21 protein-coding genes, 1 pseudogene and 1 riboswitch are annotated in these 21,075 nt (G+C 38.9%); of the genes and pseudogenes, 19 read left to right on the top strand and 3 right to left on the bottom strand.

Features of this window, described 5'->3' with window-relative positions; translation table 11 throughout:
* Positions 1-21: 21 nt before the first annotated feature.
* The 14 genes from ribH to ACY3XC_RS11680 all read left to right on the top strand — a co-directional run bounded on the left by ribH (position 22) and on the right by ACY3XC_RS11680 (position 11,978).
* The gene (gene ribH / locus ACY3XC_RS11745; protein WP_179158645.1) at positions 22-489 is read left to right on the top strand and encodes a 6,7-dimethyl-8-ribityllumazine synthase; all 468 of its coding nucleotides are present in this window, start codon (positions 22-24) and stop codon (positions 487-489) included.
* Positions 490-562: 73 nt separating this feature from the next.
* Positions 563-755: riboswitch (cobalamin riboswitch) on the top strand.
* Positions 756-916: 161 nt separating this feature from the next.
* Entirely contained in the window at positions 917-1,882 is a 966-nt protein-coding gene (locus tag ACY3XC_RS11740; protein WP_464868700.1) for an ABC transporter substrate-binding protein, read from the top strand.
* Positions 1,848-2,909 carry a FecCD family ABC transporter permease gene (locus ACY3XC_RS11735; protein ID WP_464868699.1) on the top strand — a complete coding sequence of 354 codons (1,062 nt, stop codon included), beginning with the start codon at positions 1,848-1,850 and terminating at the stop codon, positions 2,907-2,909. The genes ACY3XC_RS11740 and ACY3XC_RS11735 overlap by 35 nt, the downstream gene beginning before the upstream one ends.
* A gap of 3 nt (positions 2,910-2,912) precedes the next feature.
* Positions 2,913-4,379, top strand: a complete 1,467-nt coding sequence (locus tag ACY3XC_RS11730) for an adenosylcobinamide amidohydrolase (RefSeq protein WP_464868698.1) — start codon at positions 2,913-2,915, stop codon at positions 4,377-4,379.
* Positions 4,376-5,341, top strand: a complete 966-nt coding sequence (cbiB, locus tag ACY3XC_RS11725; RefSeq protein WP_464868697.1) for an adenosylcobinamide-phosphate synthase CbiB — start codon at positions 4,376-4,378, stop codon at positions 5,339-5,341. Before ACY3XC_RS11730 ends, cbiB begins: the two co-directional genes overlap by 4 nt.
* A complete protein-coding gene (gene cobD / locus ACY3XC_RS11720; protein WP_464868696.1) occupies positions 5,316-6,392 on the top strand; it encodes a threonine-phosphate decarboxylase CobD in 1,077 nt (358 codons plus the stop codon). Before cbiB ends, cobD begins: the two co-directional genes overlap by 26 nt.
* Complete coding sequence (locus tag ACY3XC_RS11715; protein WP_464868695.1) at positions 6,374-6,946, top strand: bifunctional adenosylcobinamide kinase/adenosylcobinamide-phosphate guanylyltransferase; 573 nt, start codon at positions 6,374-6,376, stop codon at positions 6,944-6,946. Before cobD ends, ACY3XC_RS11715 begins: the two co-directional genes overlap by 19 nt.
* Positions 6,943-8,448: a cobyric acid synthase gene (locus tag ACY3XC_RS11710; RefSeq protein ID WP_464868694.1), complete on the top strand. Its 1,506-nt coding sequence runs from the start codon at positions 6,943-6,945 to the stop codon at positions 8,446-8,448. Before ACY3XC_RS11715 ends, ACY3XC_RS11710 begins: the two co-directional genes overlap by 4 nt.
* Positions 8,445-9,233, top strand: coding sequence for an adenosylcobinamide-GDP ribazoletransferase (gene cobS, locus ACY3XC_RS11705; protein ID WP_464868693.1), 789 nt, complete (start codon positions 8,445-8,447; stop codon positions 9,231-9,233). Before ACY3XC_RS11710 ends, cobS begins: the two co-directional genes overlap by 4 nt.
* Positions 9,203-9,802 carry a histidine phosphatase family protein gene (locus ACY3XC_RS11700; RefSeq protein ID WP_464868692.1) on the top strand — a complete coding sequence of 200 codons (600 nt, stop codon included), beginning with the start codon at positions 9,203-9,205 and terminating at the stop codon, positions 9,800-9,802. The genes cobS and ACY3XC_RS11700 overlap by 31 nt, the downstream gene beginning before the upstream one ends.
* On the top strand, positions 9,754-10,182 hold the full coding sequence (locus tag ACY3XC_RS11695) for a bifunctional adenosylcobinamide kinase/adenosylcobinamide-phosphate guanylyltransferase (protein WP_464868691.1): 429 nt from the start codon (positions 9,754-9,756) through the stop codon (positions 10,180-10,182). The genes ACY3XC_RS11700 and ACY3XC_RS11695 overlap by 49 nt, the downstream gene beginning before the upstream one ends.
* A gap of 17 nt (positions 10,183-10,199) precedes the next feature.
* Positions 10,200-10,784 (top strand): cob(I)yrinic acid a,c-diamide adenosyltransferase, encoded by a 585-nt coding sequence (locus ACY3XC_RS11690; RefSeq protein ID WP_464868690.1) that lies wholly within the window; start codon positions 10,200-10,202, stop codon positions 10,782-10,784.
* Positions 10,774-11,268, top strand: a complete 495-nt coding sequence (locus tag ACY3XC_RS11685) for an ECF transporter S component (RefSeq protein WP_464868689.1) — start codon at positions 10,774-10,776, stop codon at positions 11,266-11,268. The genes ACY3XC_RS11690 and ACY3XC_RS11685 overlap by 11 nt, the downstream gene beginning before the upstream one ends.
* Positions 11,265-11,978: an ATP-binding protein gene (locus ACY3XC_RS11680; protein ID WP_464868688.1), complete on the top strand. Its 714-nt coding sequence runs from the start codon at positions 11,265-11,267 to the stop codon at positions 11,976-11,978. The genes ACY3XC_RS11685 and ACY3XC_RS11680 overlap by 4 nt, the downstream gene beginning before the upstream one ends.
* 373 nt (positions 11,979-12,351) lie before the next feature.
* Here ACY3XC_RS11680 and ACY3XC_RS11675 read toward each other — a convergent pair.
* Together ACY3XC_RS11675 and ACY3XC_RS11670 are read right to left on the bottom strand one after the other, a co-directional pair.
* A pseudogene (locus ACY3XC_RS11675) lies at positions 12,352-12,678 on the bottom strand (IS5/IS1182 family transposase); the annotation flags it as partial.
* 263 nt (positions 12,679-12,941) lie between these two features.
* Complete coding sequence (locus ACY3XC_RS11670; RefSeq protein ID WP_464868687.1) at positions 12,942-15,044, bottom strand: PBP1A family penicillin-binding protein; 2,103 nt, start codon at positions 15,042-15,044, stop codon at positions 12,942-12,944.
* Between the two features lie 172 nt (positions 15,045-15,216).
* Between ACY3XC_RS11670 and ACY3XC_RS11665 the strand changes: the two genes are divergently transcribed.
* The 4 genes from ACY3XC_RS11665 (at position 15,217) to ACY3XC_RS11650 (ending at position 18,121) form a co-directional block, all read left to right on the top strand.
* Positions 15,217-15,906, top strand: coding sequence for an ABC transporter ATP-binding protein (locus tag ACY3XC_RS11665; protein WP_464868686.1), 690 nt, complete (start codon positions 15,217-15,219; stop codon positions 15,904-15,906).
* Entirely contained in the window at positions 15,903-17,258 is a 1,356-nt protein-coding gene (locus tag ACY3XC_RS11660; protein WP_464868685.1) for an ABC transporter permease, read from the top strand. Before ACY3XC_RS11665 ends, ACY3XC_RS11660 begins: the two co-directional genes overlap by 4 nt.
* A 91-nt stretch (positions 17,259-17,349) precedes the next feature.
* A complete protein-coding gene (locus tag ACY3XC_RS11655) occupies positions 17,350-17,616 on the top strand; it encodes a phage holin (protein ID WP_179158628.1) in 267 nt (88 codons plus the stop codon).
* 289 nt (positions 17,617-17,905) lie between these two features.
* A complete protein-coding gene (locus ACY3XC_RS11650; RefSeq protein ID WP_464868684.1) occupies positions 17,906-18,121 on the top strand; it encodes a hypothetical protein in 216 nt (71 codons plus the stop codon).
* A gap of 52 nt (positions 18,122-18,173) precedes the next feature.
* Here the strand turns inward: ACY3XC_RS11650 and ACY3XC_RS11645 are convergent, their stop codons facing one another.
* Complete coding sequence (locus ACY3XC_RS11645; protein ID WP_464868683.1) at positions 18,174-19,466, bottom strand: ATP-binding protein; 1,293 nt, start codon at positions 19,464-19,466, stop codon at positions 18,174-18,176.
* 388 nt (positions 19,467-19,854) lie between these two features.
* Here ACY3XC_RS11645 and ACY3XC_RS11640 point away from each other — a divergent pair, with 388 nt between their 5' ends.
* Positions 19,855-21,033 carry an acyl-CoA dehydrogenase family protein gene (locus ACY3XC_RS11640; protein WP_464868682.1) on the top strand — a complete coding sequence of 393 codons (1,179 nt, stop codon included), beginning with the start codon at positions 19,855-19,857 and terminating at the stop codon, positions 21,031-21,033.
* The last annotated feature ends 42 nt before the right edge of the window (positions 21,034-21,075 follow it).

Here is a 21,075-nt window from a genome sequence, read left to right as displayed (position 1 = left end):
AACATTTATGGAGGTATTATCATGGGTAATTTTTATGAAGGTAATTTAGTAGGCTCAGGTTTAAAAATCGGAATTGTTGTCGGACGTTTTAATGAGTTTATTACGAGCAAATTGTTAAGCGGTGCGCAGGACGCCTTAAAAAGACATGGGGTAAGTGATGGAGATGTGGACATCGCTTGGGTGCCAGGAGCATTTGAAATTCCGCTAATTGCTCAAAAATTGGCGAATAGTAAAAAGTATGATGCTGTTATTACATTAGGCACCGTTATTCGCGGTTCTACTCCACATTTTGACTATGTATGTAATGAAGTAGCCAAGGGTGTTTCAAGGATTAATCTGGATAGCGGTATCCCCGTTATTTTTGGAGTTTTAACAACAGATTCGATTGAACAAGCAATTGAGCGTGCAGGAACAAAAGCTGGTAATAAGGGCTGGGATGTAGCAACTGGCGCTATAGAAATGGCTAATTTAATCCGAAATATGGAATAATAAGATCTTTTTTGAAGAAATTTGTGGGAAATGATACATTTTGAATTTTTATTCGATATAATAGGTCTATCATAAAAATATTTGTAGAATAGGTGCTTAAAAACTTTTTTAAAGTTTTTAGCTTAAAAGGGAAGTTTGGTTAAATGCCAACGCGGTCCCGCCACTGTAAATGGGAGCAACCTACATTATGTCACTGTCAATTTGATGGGAAGACGTAGGAAGCTATGACCATGAGCCAGGAAACCTGCCTAATTCTTGTGCCCCAAAAAACCTACGAGGATAGGGAGGTGTGGACGACTAGAGTCATTTTTTATAATGGAATCTAATCAAACCAACATCTCTACTAATCGTAGAGATGTTTTTTGTTTTTTAGGTGCAGGCATTTTTAATGATGTATTTTGACGCAAAGTCATTAGGGGGAAGAACAATGAAAAAATTATCATCATTATTACTTATTCTTTTATTAACAATAGGTGCTTTAGCAGCATGTGGGGAACAGAAAGAACCTGTGAAGGATCAAGAAAACAGCAGCACTGAGCAAAAAGGAGTGGAAACGGCCTTTCCCGTAACCATTAAAGATTCTTTAGATAATGAGGTTACAATTGAGGCAAAACCAGAAAAAATTGTTTCTGTGATTCCAAGTAATACAGAGATTGCTTTTGCGCTGGGACTTGGTGAAGAAGTTGTGGGTGTATCTAATTTTGACAACTATCCGGAGGATGTTGCATCAAAAGAGAAGATCGGTGATATGAACCTAAACATCGAAAAAATTATTTCTTTACAACCCAATCTAGTATTGGCACATGAATCAACTGCTGATAATGGGAAAGAAGGACTCCAACAGCTTAGAGATGCTGGAATTGCTGTTTTAATCATTAATGATGCACTCAATTTTGAACAGGTGTATGATACGATCAACATGATTGGAAAAGCAACTGGTGAAACAAAAGCAGCTGAAGAACTAATTAAAGGGATGCAGGATAAATTAACAGAAATTAAAGCCAAAGCTGAAGAAATAAACGAAAAGAAAAAGGTGTTTGTAGAAGTATCTCCTGCTCCGGATGTGTTTACAACCGGAAAAAACACATTTATGGATGAAATGATCAGTTTGATTAATGCTGAAAATATTGCAAGCGATCAAGAAGGCTGGATTAAAATGGATCAAGAATCAATCATTGAGCGAAACCCAGATGTCATCATTACTACATATGGATTTTATACGGAAAATGCAACAGAACTATTGTTAAGCAGACAGGGTTGGGAAAATGTCAATGCAATAAAAACCAAGCAAGTCATCGATGTGGATTCTGATACTGTTACACGTTCAGGCCCAAGGATTGTAGAAGGAGTAGAGGAACTTGCAAAGGCTGTCTATCCGGAAATTTTTAAATAATAAAGTATTAGCCTATTTGATAGCAGGAAGCTTCCTGCTCCTTTCAATTTTATTAGGAATTTCGATAGGAACCGTTTCGGTTCCTATCTTTACCATTATCCAAATCATCATGTCGAAGCTATTTGGCTTTATTTCACTAGATCAAATTGACCCCATGTTTTCGAGTATCGTTTTAAACATTCGTTTGCCACGAGTTATATTGGCTGGTTTAGTAGGAGCATCTCTCGCCATTGCAGGAGCAGCCTTTCAAGGTCTATTAAGGAATCCTTTAGCGGACCCCTATACGTTAGGTGTATCATCGGGCGCGTCCGTGGGGGCGGTCCTCACATTATTTTTCCAATTATCAATCCCTTTTATTGGAAGCTTCACGCTGCCCTTACTCAGTATCTTATTTTCATGGGTTACGATATTTTTAGTGTTAGCTTTTGCCCGAAAAATTGAACGCTCGATGAGGGTGGAAACGATTATCTTAACAGGAATCATCTTTAGTTCCTTTCTCGGTGCGATTATTTCACTCATGATTGCTTTAACCGGTGATGAACTTAGGCAGATTATTGGCTGGCTTTTAGGTAGCGTATCGATGAGAGGCTGGGAATACATAAAAATTATTTTACCTTTTTTTGTTCTAGGATCAGTCATCCTTATTTTTAATACAAAAGAATTAAATGCTATGTCCTTTGGTGAAGAACGTGCCCACCACTTAGGTGTGAACGTTCAAAAGAGAAAACTAATGATCCTGACTGCAGGATCGATATTAACAGGAGCTGCAGTTGCGGTTTCAGGGACGATTGGTTTTGTTGGGCTGGTGATTCCACATCTTTCAAGATTATTGTGGGGTCCTGATCATAGGCACCTGCTGCCATTATCGATTATTACGGGAAGTGGATTTTTAATTTTGGCAGATTTAATTTCGAGAACAATTATTTCTCCAACAGAGCTGCCGATTGGAGTCATAACGGCTTTATTTGGTGCCCCAGTATTTGCATTAATCCTATTACAGAGAAAAAGAACGGAAAGAAGTGGATAAAGGATGCTTAGGGTTCAAGATGTATCAGGCGGGTATTCAGATGAATCTGTATTAAAGGATATTTCCTTTGAAGTTCAAACTGGTGAGTTATTCGGTATATTGGGACCTAATGGAAGCGGCAAGACGACTCTGTTAAAAATGATAAGTGGAATCCTGCCGATTGCAAAAGGTGATATTTTCATTAAAGGTAAACGTCTACAGGAGTTTAATTCAAAACAGCTTGCACAAATCGTAGCTGTTTTGTCACAGCATTCTACGCAATCCTTTTCCTATACCGTAAAAGAAACCGTTTCTCTTGGTCGTTATGCCCATCAAACGGGCTGGTTTCAGACATGGGGAGAAAAGGATGAAAGCATCGTGCAGCGTGTAATGAAACAGACAGGTATCGCTTCTTTCAAAAATAAAAATATCCAAGAGTTATCCGGCGGCGAAAAACAAAGGGTATTTCTGGCGCAGGCACTTGCCCAAGAACCGGAAATTCTTCTTTTAGATGAACCAACCAATCACTTAGATTTATCCTATCAGAAAGAATTGCTGGATTTGTTAAAACACTGGACGACAGAAACGGGTTTGACAGTCCTTTCCATCTTTCATGATTTAAATCTTGCAGGATTATACTGCGATCGTTTGCTTCTCCTTGAAAACGGAAGTATTAATATAAACCATATCCCGAATGAAGTGCTTAGGGAAGAAAGAATACGAGACGTTTATCATACCGAAATTAAGAAGCATCCCCATCCAAGAGTAGCTGCACCACAAATGGTGTTATTACCCGAAGAGAAGCAGGATATGGAAAAAGTTCAAATCGATGAAAAATTGCTGCGAATGACCAAAGAGTTTATCGAGATAAAAGCCCCTTCTCCATTAAGGACGATGTCTTCTGGGGTTATTGGATCGGGAACAGGCTGGCATCATACGTTTGTTAATCGTCACGTTGGAAAAGACTATAACTGCAGCGATCATCGCAAAGAAATGGCAGACTTTTTAAAAGCAAATAGCTTTGAACCTTCTGAAACAGTTGGAATGATGACAGCAGTCGTCCTTGAAGATGTTGCCTATAAGCACATCGAAGGGTTAGGTTTTTCACTTTTTGTTGTGGTAACGGCAGGTGTTGGTAACGCTGTCGATTCCTCCAAAAGTGTACAGCATACATTTGAACAGGTGCCTGGCACCATCAATACATGGATATTCGTTAATGGTGAATTAACGGAGGAAGCATTTATTCAATCTATAATGACTGCAACGGAAGCAAAAGCGAAAGCGCTCCATGATTTAAAGGTTATGGATGGAGTGACAGGCACCATTGCTACGGGGACTTCCACAGATAGTATTTTAATTGCCGCTGCACAGGCTGGAGAAATTCTAGAGTATGCGGGTACGATTACTCCTTTAGGAAAACTGATTGGAAAAGCCGTTTACGAGTGCACGACAGAGGGTATTCGAAAATCTCAAAAGAGGAAATTCGTATGATAGTTTATCATTTAACTGCCATAACCATTGCTTATTTCATTGATAAGCTTGTAGGGGATCCACCTAATTGGCCGCATCCTGTTAGGTGGATAGGATCGTTGATTTCATTCTTTGAAAAAGTGTTAAACCACGGACAAAATAAAAGAATCAAAGGGATTTTAATGCTCCTTTTTGTACTATTGATAGTATTTTCTATCGGAATTTTACTTGTAGTAATTAGTTATCGGATTCATCCTATTGCAGGGATTGTTGTTGAAAGTTGTATTATTGCAACAACAATTGCCCAAAAAAGTCTAAAGGATGCTTCGCTTGATGTCTATGGTCCCTTAGAAAAAGGCGACTTGGCCGGCGCAAGAATAAAACTTTCATACATTGTTGGCAGAGATACAGATACTTTAAATGAAGGTGAAATTGCACGAGGAGCAATCGAAACGGTGGCTGAAAATACGAGTGATGGGGTGACAGCTCCTTTGTTTTGGGCGCTGATTGGAGGTGCTCCGCTGGCACTGGTTTATCGGGCAACGAATACCTGTGATTCAATGGCAGGTTATTTGAATGAGAGATTTAAAGATTTCGGTTGGGCTTCTGCTAAGTGGGATGATGTAATGAATTGGATTCCCAGCAGGGTTACGGGAATCCTTATGCTAATCGGGACAAAGCCTATCAAAATGGAGTATCGACGGGCGTTGATGATATTGTTACGAGATGCAAAGAAGCATCCAAGTCCAAACAGCGGCTGGGGTGAAGCGGCGGTGGCTGCGATTTTAGGTATTCAGCTAGGCGGTATCAATTATTACAAAGGAATACTTTCAAACCGGGCAAAGATGGGGGAGCCTCTACAACCTATTCAAGCAGGTCATATTTTATTGGCTAATAGAATCTTAGATAAAACCGTTTTTTTATTTTTGCTATTTTTATGGATAGGAGGGATGATTCTTGAATTGGCCTTCACATGGATCTAATCCGCAGCACCTTTTTAAGTCGATGGGGCTTTCGCTCCCAGATAAGTATATAGATTTTAGTGCAAATATTAATCCTATAGGCCCGCCTTCCGTTCTGAAAGAGAAATGGAATGATTTTTATCAGGAAATTAATGTGTATCCAGACCCATTTGCTGAACAACTTAAGAGCAGGATAGTAGAAAGTGAACAAATTTCTGATGATTCCATCTTAATTGGAAATGGAGGAGCTGAACTCATTACCCTTGTGGCAAGGTTTCTGACAGGTAAAAAGGTAATAGTGGTGGAACCAACTTTTTCTGAATATGAAAAGGCTTGTCGGGCTAATCATTGTGAGATTCAATATCATCAACTGAAAGAGCCAAATTTTGCGCTAAGTATGGATGAGCTACGCCCAAAATTACCGAGTGCAGATGCCTTATTCTTGTGTAATCCAAATAATCCGACGGGTATTCAATATTCTGTATCAACAATACTTTCAATTATTGAGGAATGTGAAAAACAAAATTGCTTCGTGATTTTGGATGAAGCATTCTATGATTTTTTAATAGATTATCATTCTTTTATTCCTTACATAAATAGGTTCTCGAATTTAATCATCATCCGTTCAATGACAAAAATGTTTGCGATTCCAGGACTTCGTTTAGGATATGCAGCTGCCCCCTCAAACATCATTGCGGAACTTAGCACATTGCAGCCGCATTGGAGTATCAATACAATCGCATTATTGGCGGGTGATCTTTGTTTACAAAATAAAAAATTCATTAAACAGACCCAAGTCTATATTTGGGAAGAGCGGGAACGGTTATTTACTTTTTTTAAGAAGAAAAATTTTGTGATTACACCTTCCCAAGTTAATTTTTATTTGTTAAGAGATCCCTGTCTCAAGGATCAGTTTAGCTTTTTTGAATTTCTTTTGCACAAGGGGATCATTCCCCGCCACACGTTTAATTTTCCAGGGTTGGAAGGAAATTGGCTTCGCTTCGCAATAAAAAGCAAGGAAGAAAATAGTAAATTAATGGAGGTGTTGCTGGAATGGCGGCAGCTTCATTAATCTTTATTTCTGGCGGGGTTAGAAGCGGGAAAAGCAGCTTTGCTGAAAAAATGGCACTAGAGCTCGCAAAAGAAAATGGTGGTAAATTAAACTATTTGGCAACAGGTGTGGCTTCCGACCAAGAAATGCGGGACCGAATTGCAAAGCATCAGAATGACCGTGAAGCTGAAAATTTCCAATGGAGAACGGTTGAACAGTCTCAAAATATTGGGGAGATTGCTCATTTTTTTAACATCGAAGATATTATTTTACTTGATTGTGTTACGACCCTCTTAAATAATGAACTGTTTTCTGCAAACCAAAAATGGGATAACTCATTTTTAGCAAATGTAATGGAAAGGATCACAACAGGAATAATTGAAATACGTGACAGAGCAAAAGTATTAATCGTTGTTAGTAATGAAGTTTTCCATGAGTCAATGGCTGAGAATGACCTCGTATTTTCATATGGACGAATTCTCGGAAAAATTCATCAGCAGTTGGTGAAGTCCGCTGATCAAGCATTTTTAGTTGAGGCGGGAATACCGACCAACATGAAGGGAGTTAGGAAATGAGAGGAGTTATGATTCAAGGAACGGCATCCGATGTTGGTAAAAGCCTTATTGTGACCGCACTCTGCCGAATGTTTGCCAATGATGGAGTAAAAGTTGTACCCTTCAAATCTCAAAACATGTCTAACAACTCTTATGTTACAAAAGATGGAAAAGAAATGGGCAGGGCACAAGGAATCCAGGCAGAAGCTTCAAAAATCGAGGCAACTGTATGGATGAATCCGATATTATTAAAGCCCCGTTCGAACCAGGATTCTGAGATTGTCTATTTAGGTAAGCCGTTGAAAACTCTTTCTGGAAGAGGGTATCGGGATACTTTTTATGAAAAGGGACTTGATGTGATTAGGAAGTCTCTTGAACACCTATCGAGTGAATACGAACTAGTGGTTATTGAAGGGGCGGGAAGTCCGGTTGAAATCAATCTCAAGGATCGAGAGCTTGTGAATATGAAGGTGGCTGAGCTGGCGGATGTTCCTGTAATATTGGCAGCAGATATTGATAGAGGCGGAGTTTTTGCGAGTATTGTAGGCACGCTAGAGCTTTTGGAACCTGAAGAAAGACAAAGGGTTGCAGGCATTATCATTAATAAATTCCGCGGGGACATCAGCTTATTTGAAGATGGCATTCATTGGCTGGAAAAGAAAACGGGAATTCCTGTATTAGGTGTACTGCCTTATGTTGAAGATCATATGATTGATGGGGAAGATTCTTTGTCATTAAGCAATCAATTTGCAAACAGGAAAAAGGGGAATCTGGATATTGCTGTCATCCATCTTCCGTTTGTTTCGAACTATAGTGATTTGGAACCATTTCTATATGAAGAGGATGTTTCGATTCGCTGGGTCAAACACCCTTCTGATTTTGGAAATCCTGACGCAGTCATTATTCCTGGGACAAAGAGTACAATCAATGATTTGAATACGCTAAGAGAAAGACAATTAGATAATTTGATTCAAAAACATATAGAAGATGGCGGTTATGTTGTAGGTATTTGTGGCGGATATCAAATTCTGGGTGTAGAAATTATCGATGAAATGGGTTCGGATACAGGGATACCTAACAAAAGCGTGGCAGGACTTGGATGGATTCCAGGCAGAACCACTTTTTATGATGAAAAAGAAACAGTGAGAGCTGCAGGAGTCTACCATGAAAATACAGGTTTGACCACAAATGGAAAGCTGGAAGGGTATGAAATACATTTAGGGAAAACACAACTACATCAGCAAGGCTGTTCATTTTTAGCGCTTGAGAATGGAAAAGAAGAAGGGTATTACAGCAAGAATGGACAAATTATTGGCACGTATCTTCATCATCTTTTTCATAATGACGAATGGAGAAATCATTGGTTAAACATGATTCGAAAAAGCAAAGGTATTCATAGTAAGGAAACCATTTATATTTGTGAGTACAAAGATACAAGATATGATGAGATTGCGGAAAAAATGAGAGCACATCTTAATTTTGAACAGCTAAATGACATCATCCATAAGTGGTGCTCAAAATGAAATTTCTAAAGGGTTTCTTACTCGACCTGCAATTTTTTACTGCCATTCCAGTCCGTTTTGCATTACCTATGGATAAGCCTCATTTAAAAAGTGCCGTTCAAGCTTTCCCTTTATTAGGATTGCTTCAAGGGGGGATATATGCTTCGCTCATTTTTCTATTGCTAGAATATACTCCTTTTTCCAATCTTGCTATCGCGTTCTTGCTTTGGTTAATGACGATTATTTTAACTGGTGGAATCCACTTGGATGGCTGGATGGATGCAAGCGATGCTTATTTTTCATACGGCGATCAACCGAAAAGGCTCGAGATTATGAAGGACCCAAGAACAGGAGCCTTTGGTGTAATCTCGGTTATTGTATTGCTAAGCAGTCGGTTTCTCTTTATTTATGAGATTACCGAAAATGTACAAATAGTATCATACATGTTGATAGCTGCCATCCCTTTTATGAGTAAAAGTGTCATGGGTGTCCTGCTGCTTACCGTGAAGTCCGCTAAAAAGGAAGGACTGGGTACTTTATTCCAAAGTGCCGCAACAATAAAAGTATTATGGATATATCCAATTTATATTGCTGTCTTTCTAGCTCTTATGACATTGGCTGCTAACGGATTCTTTCATGTTTCGATATTGATTTTGATAGCCTTTGCTAGTTTGCTAGTATGCCGTAGAAAAGCTGTAAAGTGGTTCGGTGGAATTACGGGTGATGTTTTAGGAGCTGCCGTTGAAGGGACTGAATTATTTTTATGGATGACAGTGTGGTTATTGCATTATTTCGCCATGGCCTAACAGAGGAGAATAAACGAAAAGCTTATTTAGGATGGAACGATTCTCCTTTATGCAAAGAGTCTTCTGACCTGAGCACAAAAAGCAGCTACAATCTCTATTTTTCTAGCGATCTGCCAAGATGCATTACAACTGCCACTATACTGTTTCCTAATAAAGAGTTGATTCTTTTACCTAATTTACGAGAAATGAATTTTGGCAGGTGGGAAGGAAAAACCTATGAAGATTTAAAAGAAGTTCCTCTTTATCGGCGTTGGCTATCGAATCCTTTATCTTATTGTCCTCCAGAAGGAGAGTCATTTGATAAATTCACCCATAGGGTTCAAAATGGGTGGGAAGAGATTACTGGAGAAATTCTCTCTAAAAATGTCGGCCGCTGTGCCATTATCACGCATGGCGGGATCATTCGATACTTATTATCTGAATTTGCACCCCAACCTAGAGACTTTTGGTCGTGGCAGGTACAACATCATCAAGGATTTGAACTTGTTTTTGATAGAGAAGCATTAAGGAGGCGTGATCGTTGCACTTTATTACGGGAGGTGCCTTTAACGGCAAAAGAGCATGGGTAAAGAATACGTACGGTTTAACTGGCAGCTGGCTTTCAGCTTATCAGGAAACACCTCTGGCAAAAAACATTAACCATATAAATAGTGATTTACTAGTTTTGGAAGGAATCGAAATTTGGTTGAAAGAGTTAACGAAGACCATTCATTCAAACAGATGTCGGGAAATTTGGATTCAAATTATAAACAATTGGCTTTCTTGGGAAAAAGCAGAGCCCGAGCGAAAACTAGTGGTAATTGGGACGGATATCACAAAAGGAATTGTCCCGATGGAGAGAGAAATTAGATTATGGCGGGATGTAACAGGATGGGCCTATCAAGATCTTGCTGCAAAAGCAGATAAAGTGGATGTCATTTGGTATGGATTAAATCAAACAATCAAATAAACGGGGGATGAGAAGCAATGAAGCTTTATACAAGAACTGGTGACAAAGGGAAAACAAGTATTATTGGCGGCAGGGTCGACAAGGATGATAGTAGAGTGGAAGCTTACGGAACAGTGGATGAAGTAAATTGTTTTGTAGGGCAGGTTATGACGGAACTTGACGAGCTAATCTTTAAGGATGTCTTAGCAGATCTTGAGAAAATTCAGCATGAATTATTTGATTGTGGCGGGGATCTTGCCAATATTTCCGATAAAGTTGAGTTTAAGCTGGAGCAAGAAACCATTGAGTACCTAGAAAAGAAAATCGATGAATACATTCAAGAAGCTCCGGAACTCGAGAGGTTTATTTTACCTGGGGGAACAAAGCCGTCTGCTTCGATTCATATTGCCAGAACGGTGACAAGGAGAGCAGAAAGATTAGTTGTAACATTAATGAAGACCGACGAGAAAACGCCTGAATTAGCATTGAAATATTTAAATCGTCTTTCCGACTATTTCTTTGCCTTAGCAAGGGTGGTAAATTATCGACTTAACGTAAAAGACGTAGAATATGTTCGAAGTGCAAAAGTGTTCAGGGAAGGGAAACGTAAAGATGAAAAGTAGAATGCTCATTTTACTGGCATTATTTTCAGCCTTATCCGCGGTTGGCGCTGCAATTAAAATTCCGGCAATCATCGGCACAGTAGCTTTTGATGTTTTTCCAGCATTACTGGCTGCTGCCTTGTTAGGCGGTGGTGCAGGAGCAATTGTCGGTGCGTTAGGGCATTTGTTATCTGCTTTAATCGCAGGTTTTCCATTAGGACCCATGCATGTACTAATTGCAATTGAAATGGCCCTTCTGGTCTTTATTTTTGGTGTTCTATATAAAAAGAAGAAGAAAGGCACTGCTAGTATTCTCTTTATCCTTGCGAATGCATTTGCTGCACCATTGCCGTTTATATTTATCATGAATCCAGCTTTTTATGTTGCATTAGTTCCATCATTATTAATTGGATCAGCAATCAATACAGTCATAGCTTTAGTGGCGATTCCTCGACTCAAAGCTTTGGTCAAACAAGATTTGATTGAAAAAGATGTGAATATATGAGGGATACCATTACCATACCGTTAAATAATCAAGAATCGCTTATTGTTGCAAGTGATAATAGCGGCGGCATTGGAATGAAAGCAGAGGATCATGTACAGGTCTCATATGAAACAGTAGCATATTACTCATTTAGAGTAGCAGCAATGGAATGCATCGCAGCAGGAGGAGAGCCGGTTTCAGTTGTGCTCCATAATTTTTGTGGAGATGAGTCTTGGAGTGAGCTCGTAGGTGGAGTCCAAAAAGGATTGGCAGAATTGAACCTAGAGGATATACCTATCACTGGCAGTACAGAAAGTAACTTTCATCTTAAACAATCTGCTATTGGATTAGTAGTTCTCGGTAAAAAGCCTTTTGATAAAAAAACAGAGAAGTATTTTTCAAATGATTTAAAATTTGCCATAATCGGTAAGCCGTTAGTTGGGAACGAAGTGATTGACCTTACACAAGAGGTTGCACCTTTATCAACTTTCCGGAAAGTGTCTACCCTTCAAGATATCATGATTTGGCCTGTCGGTTCGAAAGGTATCTTATCAGAGCTCAACCAGATGTTTCCTACTAAAGAATTTACGAAAGAAATGCTTGATACGAATGTAGATGTTTTAAAATCATCTGGACCCGCAACTTGCTTTATTATTGCGTTTGAACAGTATCAAGAAGAGTATTTAAAAAGGTTGGCAGATATGTATTTTCACTCCATTGATGTTAAATAAAAGAGCACGCCTTTTGGCGTGCTCAGATTGTCGAGAAAGGGTATTTTTCTCTGCAATTTTATATTTTATTAGAGTCTAACCTACGATTTTTAAAAAAATTCGTGCCTGCTAAATGGCCTGTCGATTTCCACTCCAGGTGCTTCGCTTTCCGCGGGCGTGCCGGGAAGCCTCCTCGGCGCTGAAGCGCCTGCGGGGTCTCCCCCTGCCCCGTACTCCCGCAGGAGTCTTCGCACCTTCCGCTCCAATCAACAGGGGAGCATTAAATTAGAATTGCTACACACTTTCTCTAGTCTCGTTAAGTGTGTGGCAATTTTTTTCATGTTTTGGCATGCTTCGGTGAGTAACACTAGTTCACTCGCATTATGCACCCCCCGTAACCTACAATAGCTTCAGTCGTACTTTGGAGTATTTCCTTTTTCTCATTCACCTCCGCTTTTCTTTCAGAGGCTTTTTTCCATGGTTTCTCCTGTCTTCCTCAATAGAATTGTTTAATTCATCAACGTATTCGCGTGTTTCAACTTCCACTTCAACTCTAGTGAATTTATTTTTGTTTGCATTCGCTTTAAGATGTGTGGAATCGGAAAATAAAACTCTTCCGCCTACCATCTTATGGTTAATTGCTTTAAAGACAATCAAAAATCTCCTGAAATATATTTGTATCCTTAAAACGGGTTTGACGATTCCAGCTGATTGTTGAATTCTGAAAGATTGTGCCATTATCAATATTGAGAGCAAGGAGTGGATTGGAGCGAAAGGTGCTTGACTCCTGCGGGATGTAGAGGAAAGGTCGAGACCCCACAGACGCACAGCATCGAGGAGGCTCGACTTCCTCCCCGCGGAAAGCAAGCACCTGTAGCGGAAAGGAACGGTCCGTTTGTATACAAAAAACAACATTTTAGAGAAGAGCCAAAATAAAAGACTGTCGAGAGTTTCTCGACAGTCTGAGCACGCCTTTTGGCGTGCTTATTCTGTTAAACCTTTCAGTTTCTGGATGATGGTATCAATGCCTTTTCCGATTGAAAACATGGCATCCTCCAAATATTTTTTCCAAACTGGTGCCTGCTCCTGTATCTTTTCACCCAGTTTTTGAGCATTTTGGTTTAATTCCTCGCTAATTTTCTCAGCCTGTTTTTTAATTTTCTCTCTCGTTGCCGTTTTACCGGCAAGCTGGTCATTAATCGAGACGACATCAAACTCTTCCTTTTGAATATGTGGCAATGATTCCTTCATGATTTCCTTGAAAATCGGGACAACATTTCCAGAACTACTGCTCGGCAGATAATGCTTACGGTCGGTTTGGTCATAACCAATCCAAATTGCTGCCACTAGATTCGGGGTATAACCAACCATCCATTGATCCTTCGTCCCGTTTATATCAGAATAGGGGAGCTGGGTTGAACCTGTTTTACCGGCAATTTGAACACCTGGAATATGAGCATTTTTGCCTGTTCCTGATTCGACAACATTTAGAAGCATGGATGTCATTTCATCGGCAATCTCCTTAGAAGTTACCTTTGTTGATTTTGGTTCCCGTTCTGCAAGTATATTTCCAGTTGGACCGACGATTTTTGTGATCAGATGGCTGTCATTGCGCTTACCGCCATTTGGAAAAGCGGAGAAGGCATTCGCTAATTGCTGCGGTGAAATTCCTTTATTCATTCCGCCTAGCGCAATGGCCAGATTTCTATCTTCTTTTTCGACAGGCACTCCAAAGGCTTTAAGGGAATCTAATCCTTTCTCAAGTCCAATTTTATTTAAAAGCCAAACTGTTGGGACATTTAAGGATTCCTCCAGTGCTTTATACAATTGAACCTTGCCCTGATAGGTTTTAGAAAAATTCTCAGGTTTGTAGTCACCATAAGAAGCAGGCTCATCAATGAGCTCTGAGTCGAAAGTATAACCTTCTAGAAGGGCAGGTGTATAAACAGCTAGAGGCTTAATCGTTGAACCTGGCTGAGCTTTTAATTGGGTAGCGCGGTTAAACCCTCTAAATACATGCTCACCACGACCGCCAACAAGTGCACGTACACCTCCACTTGCTGGGTCCATTAATACAGACCCACTTTGAACGATGGAATCTCCCTTTCCCTTTGGAAATAATGATTTATTATTGTTTACCTTTTCGAGACCGGTTTGTAGGTTTTGGTCTAATTCAGTATAAATTCGGTAACCCCTCGTTAATATCTCTTCCTGGGTTAATCCATATTTTGAAATCGCTTCATTTAGGACAGCGTCGACATAATAGGGATATTTGCGCTCAACTAAACTTCCACTGCCGCTATTAATCTTAATCTTTTCATCTTTTGCAGCAGTGTATTGGTCTTTCGTAATCATACCAAGTTCATTCATTTTACTAAGAACGACATCTCTCCGCTTCATCGCCACATCATAGTTTTTCGTGGGGTCGAGGTAATTGGGAGATTGCAGTAATCCAGCAAGCAAAGCTGCCTCACTGATGGTAACCTCATTTATCTCTTTATTAAAATATCTTTTTGAGGCATTACTAATCCCCCATGCCCCGCTGCCAAAGTAAACTTGATTTAAGTACATTTGAAGAATTTCATCTTTTTTATATACCTTTTCAATTTTAACCGCTAAAAATAACTCCTCCGCTTTTCTTTTATAGGTTTGTTCCGGTGAGAGTAGGGCATTCTTCGCTAATTGCTGTGTAAGCGTACTGCCTCCGCCAGTAATTTCACCTGCAAATATATTATTAAAAAAAGCTCTTGTGATGCCTTTAATATCAAAACCATTATGTTCATAAAAACGTTCATCTTCAATGGCAACAACCGCACCAGGAACGTATTTCGGCAGCTCCTCAATTTTTGCACCACCGGTCCTATTGGTGGCAACATTCGTTGCGATTTTTCCGTTATGATCATAAATGACAGTCGGTTGGCTAAGTCCTTCCTTTAAGGTTTGAACATTTGCCCTTGTTGCCAGCCACCCAAAATACACGATGGTTGTGAGGATGACAATCAGTATGACTAATAATAATAGCTGTGTGAGATGCTTCTTTTTCCAGAAACGGACAATCATTTCCCAATAGGGGCGTATTTTTTCCATTATGTTTCCTTTCCTTCAAAAGGATTTTTTGCTTTATTCATTATAAATTTTTTAGCAGAAAAACACCAATCATAGCCCTTTTTGGGGAATGACAAAAATAATTCTATAACCTGTAGGGATTTGATGAGAGGACTTCGTCTATTAAGGTGAAGTAGGGAAACAGGAGGAAATTATGATTACAATCAAAAACTTAAGTCATGAATTTGCTGTAGGAAAAAAAGGAAGACAGACCGTCATTCCAGTACTAAGAGATATATCTTTTGAAATTGAAAAAGGGGAAATCGTAACCATCGTTGGCAGGAGCGGTTCTGGTAAATCAACTTTATTAAATCTGGTAAGTGGTTTTATTCACCCGAAAGAAGGTGAAATATGGATTAATGGCCAGAAGGTTTCACAATTGAATGAGACCAAATTTGCAGAATTTAGAATCAAGAACCTCGGTTTTATTTTTCAAAGCTTTCAATTGATACCGAGTATGACAGCTTTTCAGAATGTGGAACTTCCACTTATTTTAAAAGGAGTCAACGAAGATAAAAGAAAGAAACAGACAAATGAAATGCTGGCTAAAGTTGGTTTAGCAGATTACCAGGAACACTACCCAGGAGAATTATCGGGGGGACAGCAGCAGAGGGTGAGTATTGCCCGTGCTTTAATTGTTAATCCTCCTATTATTCTAGCTGATGAACCCACTGGCAGTCTTGATAGTGAAACGGAGGATGATTTATTGACGTTTATCAAGCAGTTGAATGCAGATTTAGGGATTACCTTTCTAATCATTACCCATGATGAAAAAGTAGCTGAAATCGGTCATCGAACCATTGAATTAACTGATGGGCGAATGAATGAGGAGGTGCTTGTATGAAGCTGAGAGACCAATTCCGTTTCGTTCGTCAAAATATGAAGAAAAATAGAACAAGAGTTTACATGACCATACTTGCTACAGCAATGGGCTGTGCATTCTTAATTGTTCTTGCATCCGTTGGGTTTGGATTACAAAAATCAGTTGTCAATGAAATACTGGAAGGTGGGATTGTTACACAGATTGATGTATATGGACAAGAAACAAATGATGAAAACGGTTATCGCCAGATAGAAGATAAAGATATACAAGCTTTTGAAAAGCTTAAGGATGTTAAAGCCATAACAACGCGGAAAATTCTGCAGCAGGAAGGGTCCTATTCAATTGGAGATTATCAGCAAAGTACACAAACCGTGGTTACTAATTTTCCATCTGAAATAAAAGCTGGTTTTGAATTGTCAGAAGGCCGTCTCGCTAAGGCAAAAGATGAAGTAGTGGTTGGCTATCATTTCCCGCTCAATCTTGCTATAAAAGGGGAAACGAAAAAGGAATGGTTTGACGAAAAAGGTCAATTGAAAGAAGAGTTTCGTTATAATGGAGAACTTATTGGAGAAAAAATCAATCTTACTGTTCAAAAAGTCGAGGAGGGTAAACCAGTAGATAAAATCATACCCGTTACCGTTGTGGGAATATCTAAAAAACCAACCAAGGAATGGCAGGAGGATAGAAGTGTATATATTTCAGAGGATATCCTGAAGGAAATTGAGGCATTTACGGGAACACCAAAAGGGATTGTCCTTGATTCAAATAATGAGGTGGAGTTAGCTGAACTTGAAGCTAATAAGAATACTTTTGACGATGTGAAAATTCACGCGAAAAATATGGAAGTGGTCCAAGGCATAGCAGACAAATTAAAAGAAGAGAAATACGCAACTTATTCAGTAGTAAATGAGTTGAAGCAAGTTAATTTGATGTTTGCAATCGCAAAGGTTGGACTTATTTTTATAGGTACGATTGCGATTCTAATTGCTTCAATCGGTATCTACAATACAATGACGATGGCCGTAACAGAGCGCGCACCCGATATTGGAATTATGAAAGCAATCGGAGCAACTCCTCGTACCATAAAACGAATTTTCCTGCTGGAAAGTAGTTATATTGGTCTGATTGGGGCATTAATTGGTACTATTGTTTCCTACGGGATTAGTTACGCAGTCAATTTGGTTATTCCTTTAATCATTAAGCAGGCCTTTGGTGAGGAAACCCCTCCTGATCTTATATTTAGCGAAATTCCACTTAGTCTGCCTATTATCTGTGTGGCTATCTGTTATGGCGTTACGATCCTTTCAGGTCTTCGCCCCGCCCAAAGAGCAACGAAAGTGGATGTTTTAAAGGCAATGAGAAGAGAAATATAAATAAGATTCTGTGATAATGGCGGACAACCATTTTCAGTCCAAGCATATGTTAGTAGAAAGAACTTCTATAACATAGGAAGGAGATGGGAAAATGATCAACTGGAAGGTCCGCTTTAAAAACAAAAGCTGGGTTATGGCCTTTGTTGCTCAGTTAATGATTGTTGCGCAAATGCTTTTGGGAGGATTAAATGCATTAGGGATAACAGATTTTCAACTTTCAGATGCTATTCAGCAATCCATTTTAACTTTTGTTAATGCATTATTTATTTTACTTTCCATGATGGGGCTTATTCAAGACCCAACAACAAAAGGTATGAGTGACAGCGCACGAGCAAAAAATTACAAAGAACCGAACTAAAATAAAAACAAAAAACGGCTAAGTATCCCACTCAAGAGGGAAGCTAAGCCGTTTTTTATTATGTTGGCTGTGTTAAAGGTAACTGTTGATCTTAGAACACTGTTGATTTGTGCGGAAAGCGAAGCGCCTGGAGCACAAATCAACAGCCCAATTTAACACAGCCATTATGTAGAAAATTGTAAATAAAAGGGGATTGAAATTTCTCAATTGTCTAAAGGGTAGAAGGTATAATAAAGATAAGGTTAATAGACATTTAGAGAAATAATTATGGAAGAGGGGGGTTCTTGATATGTGGTATTGGATTGGTATGGCAGCAGTAATATACATCCTATTTATTATCCTTGAGGAGTCAATATATCTACTTTGGAATCGTTATGTTTACGGACCAAAAGTAAGAAAAGCAATGCTTTGGAATAATCGAATCATATTGGGAATTACCTTTTTAATCCGGTTACATTTAAAAGATATACGACAAAAACATATCCGTAAAGTTAGTTCCCATTAGTGGAATTTCCTTATACAAAAAATTGCCTTTTCCGACAGGAAAGGCAATTTTTTTATGCAGTCACTACAGAATGACTTTTTGTAAGCGAGGGATCCTGGACCATTGGTAAGGTAATGTTAACCGTTGTTCCGCAGCCTTGCTCACTGTCAAAAATAATATGACCATTATGGGATTGGACAATTTTATAGCTGACCGTTAAGCCTAAGCCTGTCCCTTTTTCTTTTGAGGAATAGAAGGGTTCTCCGATTTTTTGTAGACGTTCCTTAGAAATACCGCATCCATTGTCTTTCACCGTAATAGCTATTTTATCCTGTTCTATTTGATCAAGACTAATCAATATTTTACTGTCATGATTAGATGCTTCGATTGAATTTTTGATTAAATTAATAAATAATTGCTTTAACTGATTTGGCTCACATTCAATTATAATATCCTCTTTTGGGAAATTAGACTCAAGCTGTACATTGTAAAGGGATGCTTCAACGGCTAGTAACGAAATAACATCATTTAATACCCTTTGTATAGCCAATTTCGAATATTTTAAGTGCTGTGGTTTTGCTAATAACAATAGTTCACCAACAATGTGGTTGATTCGATTTAATTCATCTAACATAATTTGGTAATAATCTTGGTGTTTATCATCTTCCATTTGTAACAATTGTACAAAGCCCTTTAGGGAGGTGAGTGGATTTCTTATCTCGTGGGCGACACTCGCAGATAACTCACCGACGACGGATAATTTTTCAGTTCGATTCAACCGTTCTTCTGTTTGTCTTAGTGTCGTAATATCACGTCCAATAATAACTAATCCTTCTCTAGTTCCATCCTCATGAAACAACGGAACTTTTATCGTATCAAAAATCTTCGATGTTCCATCGGGGCGCGGCACAACCTCTTCACAGCGTGTGATAGTACCCTTTTCCCACGTTTCCTCATCAGATACTTCACAGAATCTTAGCGCATCGCCATAGAACTCAGTGTATTCTGCTAATTCGGAGTCTTTTTTTCCAAAATAATCGACATTCTCGAGCTGAAATAATTTCAGTCCAAAGTCATTAGATTGAATCCAGCGGCCTTCACCATCTTTGAAGTTTACGAAATCTACCATTGAGTTGATGAGAGTAGATAAACGTTTTTCTTGTTCTTTTGTAGAAACTAGTTCTTCCTTTTTAAGGATGAAAAAATAAAAAATTCCGCCAGTTACAAGAATATAGAATATTTCTTTCCCCCGTTCAAAATAATTAACAAGGGGCGAAGGGATATAATGAGTCAGTAAATAATTACTTGCGTAAATCCAAATTAAGCTGGTAATTAGGTACAGGGCTACTAATTTCGGTTTATTCATTTATTTCTCCTATCCTCTCTTGGAGGGAAAGTTTTCCTAGGTTTTTACTAATTTATAGAGTCACATATACTATATTACTAAAGTTTGACGCGTTTTGGAATATCAGAAAACTGGAAATCTACATAACTACAATAAAAAGGCTACAAATAGTAACAACTTCTCTAAATGTAAGCAGCAAATTATAATTACAACTCGCTGCCTTTTTTGGGGTTTTGTCAAATTTTAAAAAAGAGAAAAAAATAAATATGAACAAAAAACTTGTTTTATCTGAAAGTTCAGAATACAATTAAAGTAACATACCAACCGGTAGGTATGTATCCGGTTTTGCTTGCATATATTATTACGGGCTTTATGACTAAATTCTACTAATAAGGATGGAGTGAAAGGTATGCATTTACGTCTGACAGATGAACAAAAAATGGTCCAGAAGACAATTAGAAAATTTGTAGAAAAAGAATTGGTTCCACTAGAAAATGATGTATTAAGAAATGAAAGGGAAGGGAAACCGAGCCTTTCTAAAGAAATACTAAAGGAGCTTCAATTAAAAGCAAAGGAAGCTGGTTTCTGGGGTATTAATACACCTGAAGAATATGGTGGAGCTAATCTAGGGCAAATGATGATGGCTATTGTATTAATGGAGGTTTCCAAAACATTTGTTCCATTTAGCTTTGGCGGATCTGCAGATAACATCCTTTATTACGGGAACGAAGAACAAAAGAAAAAATACCTTCTGCCTACCATTAATGGTGAGAAAAAGTCATGCTTTGCGATGACAGAGCCTGGTGCTGGTTCCGATACGAGAAACATTAAGATGACAGCTGTAAAAGATGGCAGTGACTGGGTGTTAAATGGGGAGAAGACGTTTATTACCGGTGGGAATGAAGCGGATTTTGTTATGGCAATTGCGATTACAGATAAAGAATTACACCAATCTACCCATGGGCGGGAAGGTGTTACCTGCTTTATTGTTGATCGTGATATGGGCTGGAAGTCAGAGTATATACATACGATGGGAGAATGGGGTCCAGCCGGCCTAGTATTCGAAAATGTTCGTGTTCCGGAAGAGAATATTCTTGGTGAGTTACACAAGGGCTATAATCTAGGATTAGAATGGATTGGTTTTGCTAGATGGGTTGTTGGCGCAAGAGCGGTAGGAGCGGCAGAGCGATTATTGCAGATGGCGATTGACTATTCAAAAGAACGGATTACCTTTGGAAAACCGATTGCAGAAAGACAAGCGATTCAGTGGCAAATAGCTGACTCAGCAGTAGAAATTGAAGCGGCTAAATGGTTGGTTTTAAATGCGGCATTCACTCTTGATAACGGTGAAGATAATCGTCACCTAGCTTCAATGGCAAAGCTTTATGGCGCAAATATGGGAAATAATGTGGTAGACCGTGTGCTTCAAATCCATGGAGGAATGGGCTATACGAGAGAACTGCCAATCGAGCGCTGGTACCGTGAAGCAAGACTTTGGAGAATTTACGATGGTACCGATGAAATCCAGCGAATGATAATTGCGCGGAATTTGATTAAGGGACATGTAAAGGTAGGGCAATACGTTTAAATAGTATTTGTAAGCGTTGTCTATTAAAATCGAATAGATTAC

Source organism: Bacillus sp. CZDM1, assembly GCF_055502545.1.
Note: the sequence above shows the minus strand (reverse complement) of the source record. Positions and strands in the feature narration are given on the sequence as shown.

What these genes read in the sequence shown, in the direction of transcription:
- ribH (WP_179158645.1), top strand. Translation starts at nt 22, where the DNA reads ATGGGTAATTTTTATGAAGGTAATTTAGTAGGCTCAGGTTTAAAAATC.
- ACY3XC_RS11740 (WP_464868700.1), top strand. Translation starts at nt 917, where the DNA reads ATGAAAAAATTATCATCATTATTACTTATTCTTTTATTAACAATAGGT.
- ACY3XC_RS11730 (WP_464868698.1), top strand. Translation starts at nt 2,913, where the DNA reads ATGCTTAGGGTTCAAGATGTATCAGGCGGGTATTCAGATGAATCTGTA.
- cbiB (WP_464868697.1), top strand. Translation starts at nt 4,376, where the DNA reads ATGATAGTTTATCATTTAACTGCCATAACCATTGCTTATTTCATTGAT.
- ACY3XC_RS11715 (WP_464868695.1), top strand. Translation starts at nt 6,374, where the DNA reads ATGGCGGCAGCTTCATTAATCTTTATTTCTGGCGGGGTTAGAAGCGGG.
- ACY3XC_RS11710 (WP_464868694.1), top strand. Translation starts at nt 6,943, where the DNA reads ATGAGAGGAGTTATGATTCAAGGAACGGCATCCGATGTTGGTAAAAGC.
- cobS (WP_464868693.1), top strand. Translation starts at nt 8,445, where the DNA reads ATGAAATTTCTAAAGGGTTTCTTACTCGACCTGCAATTTTTTACTGCC.
- ACY3XC_RS11690 (WP_464868690.1), top strand. Translation starts at nt 10,200, where the DNA reads ATGAAGCTTTATACAAGAACTGGTGACAAAGGGAAAACAAGTATTATT.
- ACY3XC_RS11685 (WP_464868689.1), top strand. Translation starts at nt 10,774, where the DNA reads ATGAAAAGTAGAATGCTCATTTTACTGGCATTATTTTCAGCCTTATCC.
- ACY3XC_RS11680 (WP_464868688.1), top strand. Translation starts at nt 11,265, where the DNA reads ATGAGGGATACCATTACCATACCGTTAAATAATCAAGAATCGCTTATT.
- ACY3XC_RS11670 (WP_464868687.1), bottom strand. Translation starts at nt 15,044, where the DNA reads ATGGAAAAAATACGCCCCTATTGGGAAATGATTGTCCGTTTCTGGAAA.
- ACY3XC_RS11665 (WP_464868686.1), top strand. Translation starts at nt 15,217, where the DNA reads ATGATTACAATCAAAAACTTAAGTCATGAATTTGCTGTAGGAAAAAAA.
- ACY3XC_RS11660 (WP_464868685.1), top strand. Translation starts at nt 15,903, where the DNA reads ATGAAGCTGAGAGACCAATTCCGTTTCGTTCGTCAAAATATGAAGAAA.
- ACY3XC_RS11655 (WP_179158628.1), top strand. Translation starts at nt 17,350, where the DNA reads ATGATCAACTGGAAGGTCCGCTTTAAAAACAAAAGCTGGGTTATGGCC.
- ACY3XC_RS11650 (WP_464868684.1), top strand. Translation starts at nt 17,906, where the DNA reads ATGTGGTATTGGATTGGTATGGCAGCAGTAATATACATCCTATTTATT.
- ACY3XC_RS11645 (WP_464868683.1), bottom strand. Translation starts at nt 19,466, where the DNA reads ATGAATAAACCGAAATTAGTAGCCCTGTACCTAATTACCAGCTTAATT.
- ACY3XC_RS11640 (WP_464868682.1), top strand. Translation starts at nt 19,855, where the DNA reads ATGCATTTACGTCTGACAGATGAACAAAAAATGGTCCAGAAGACAATT.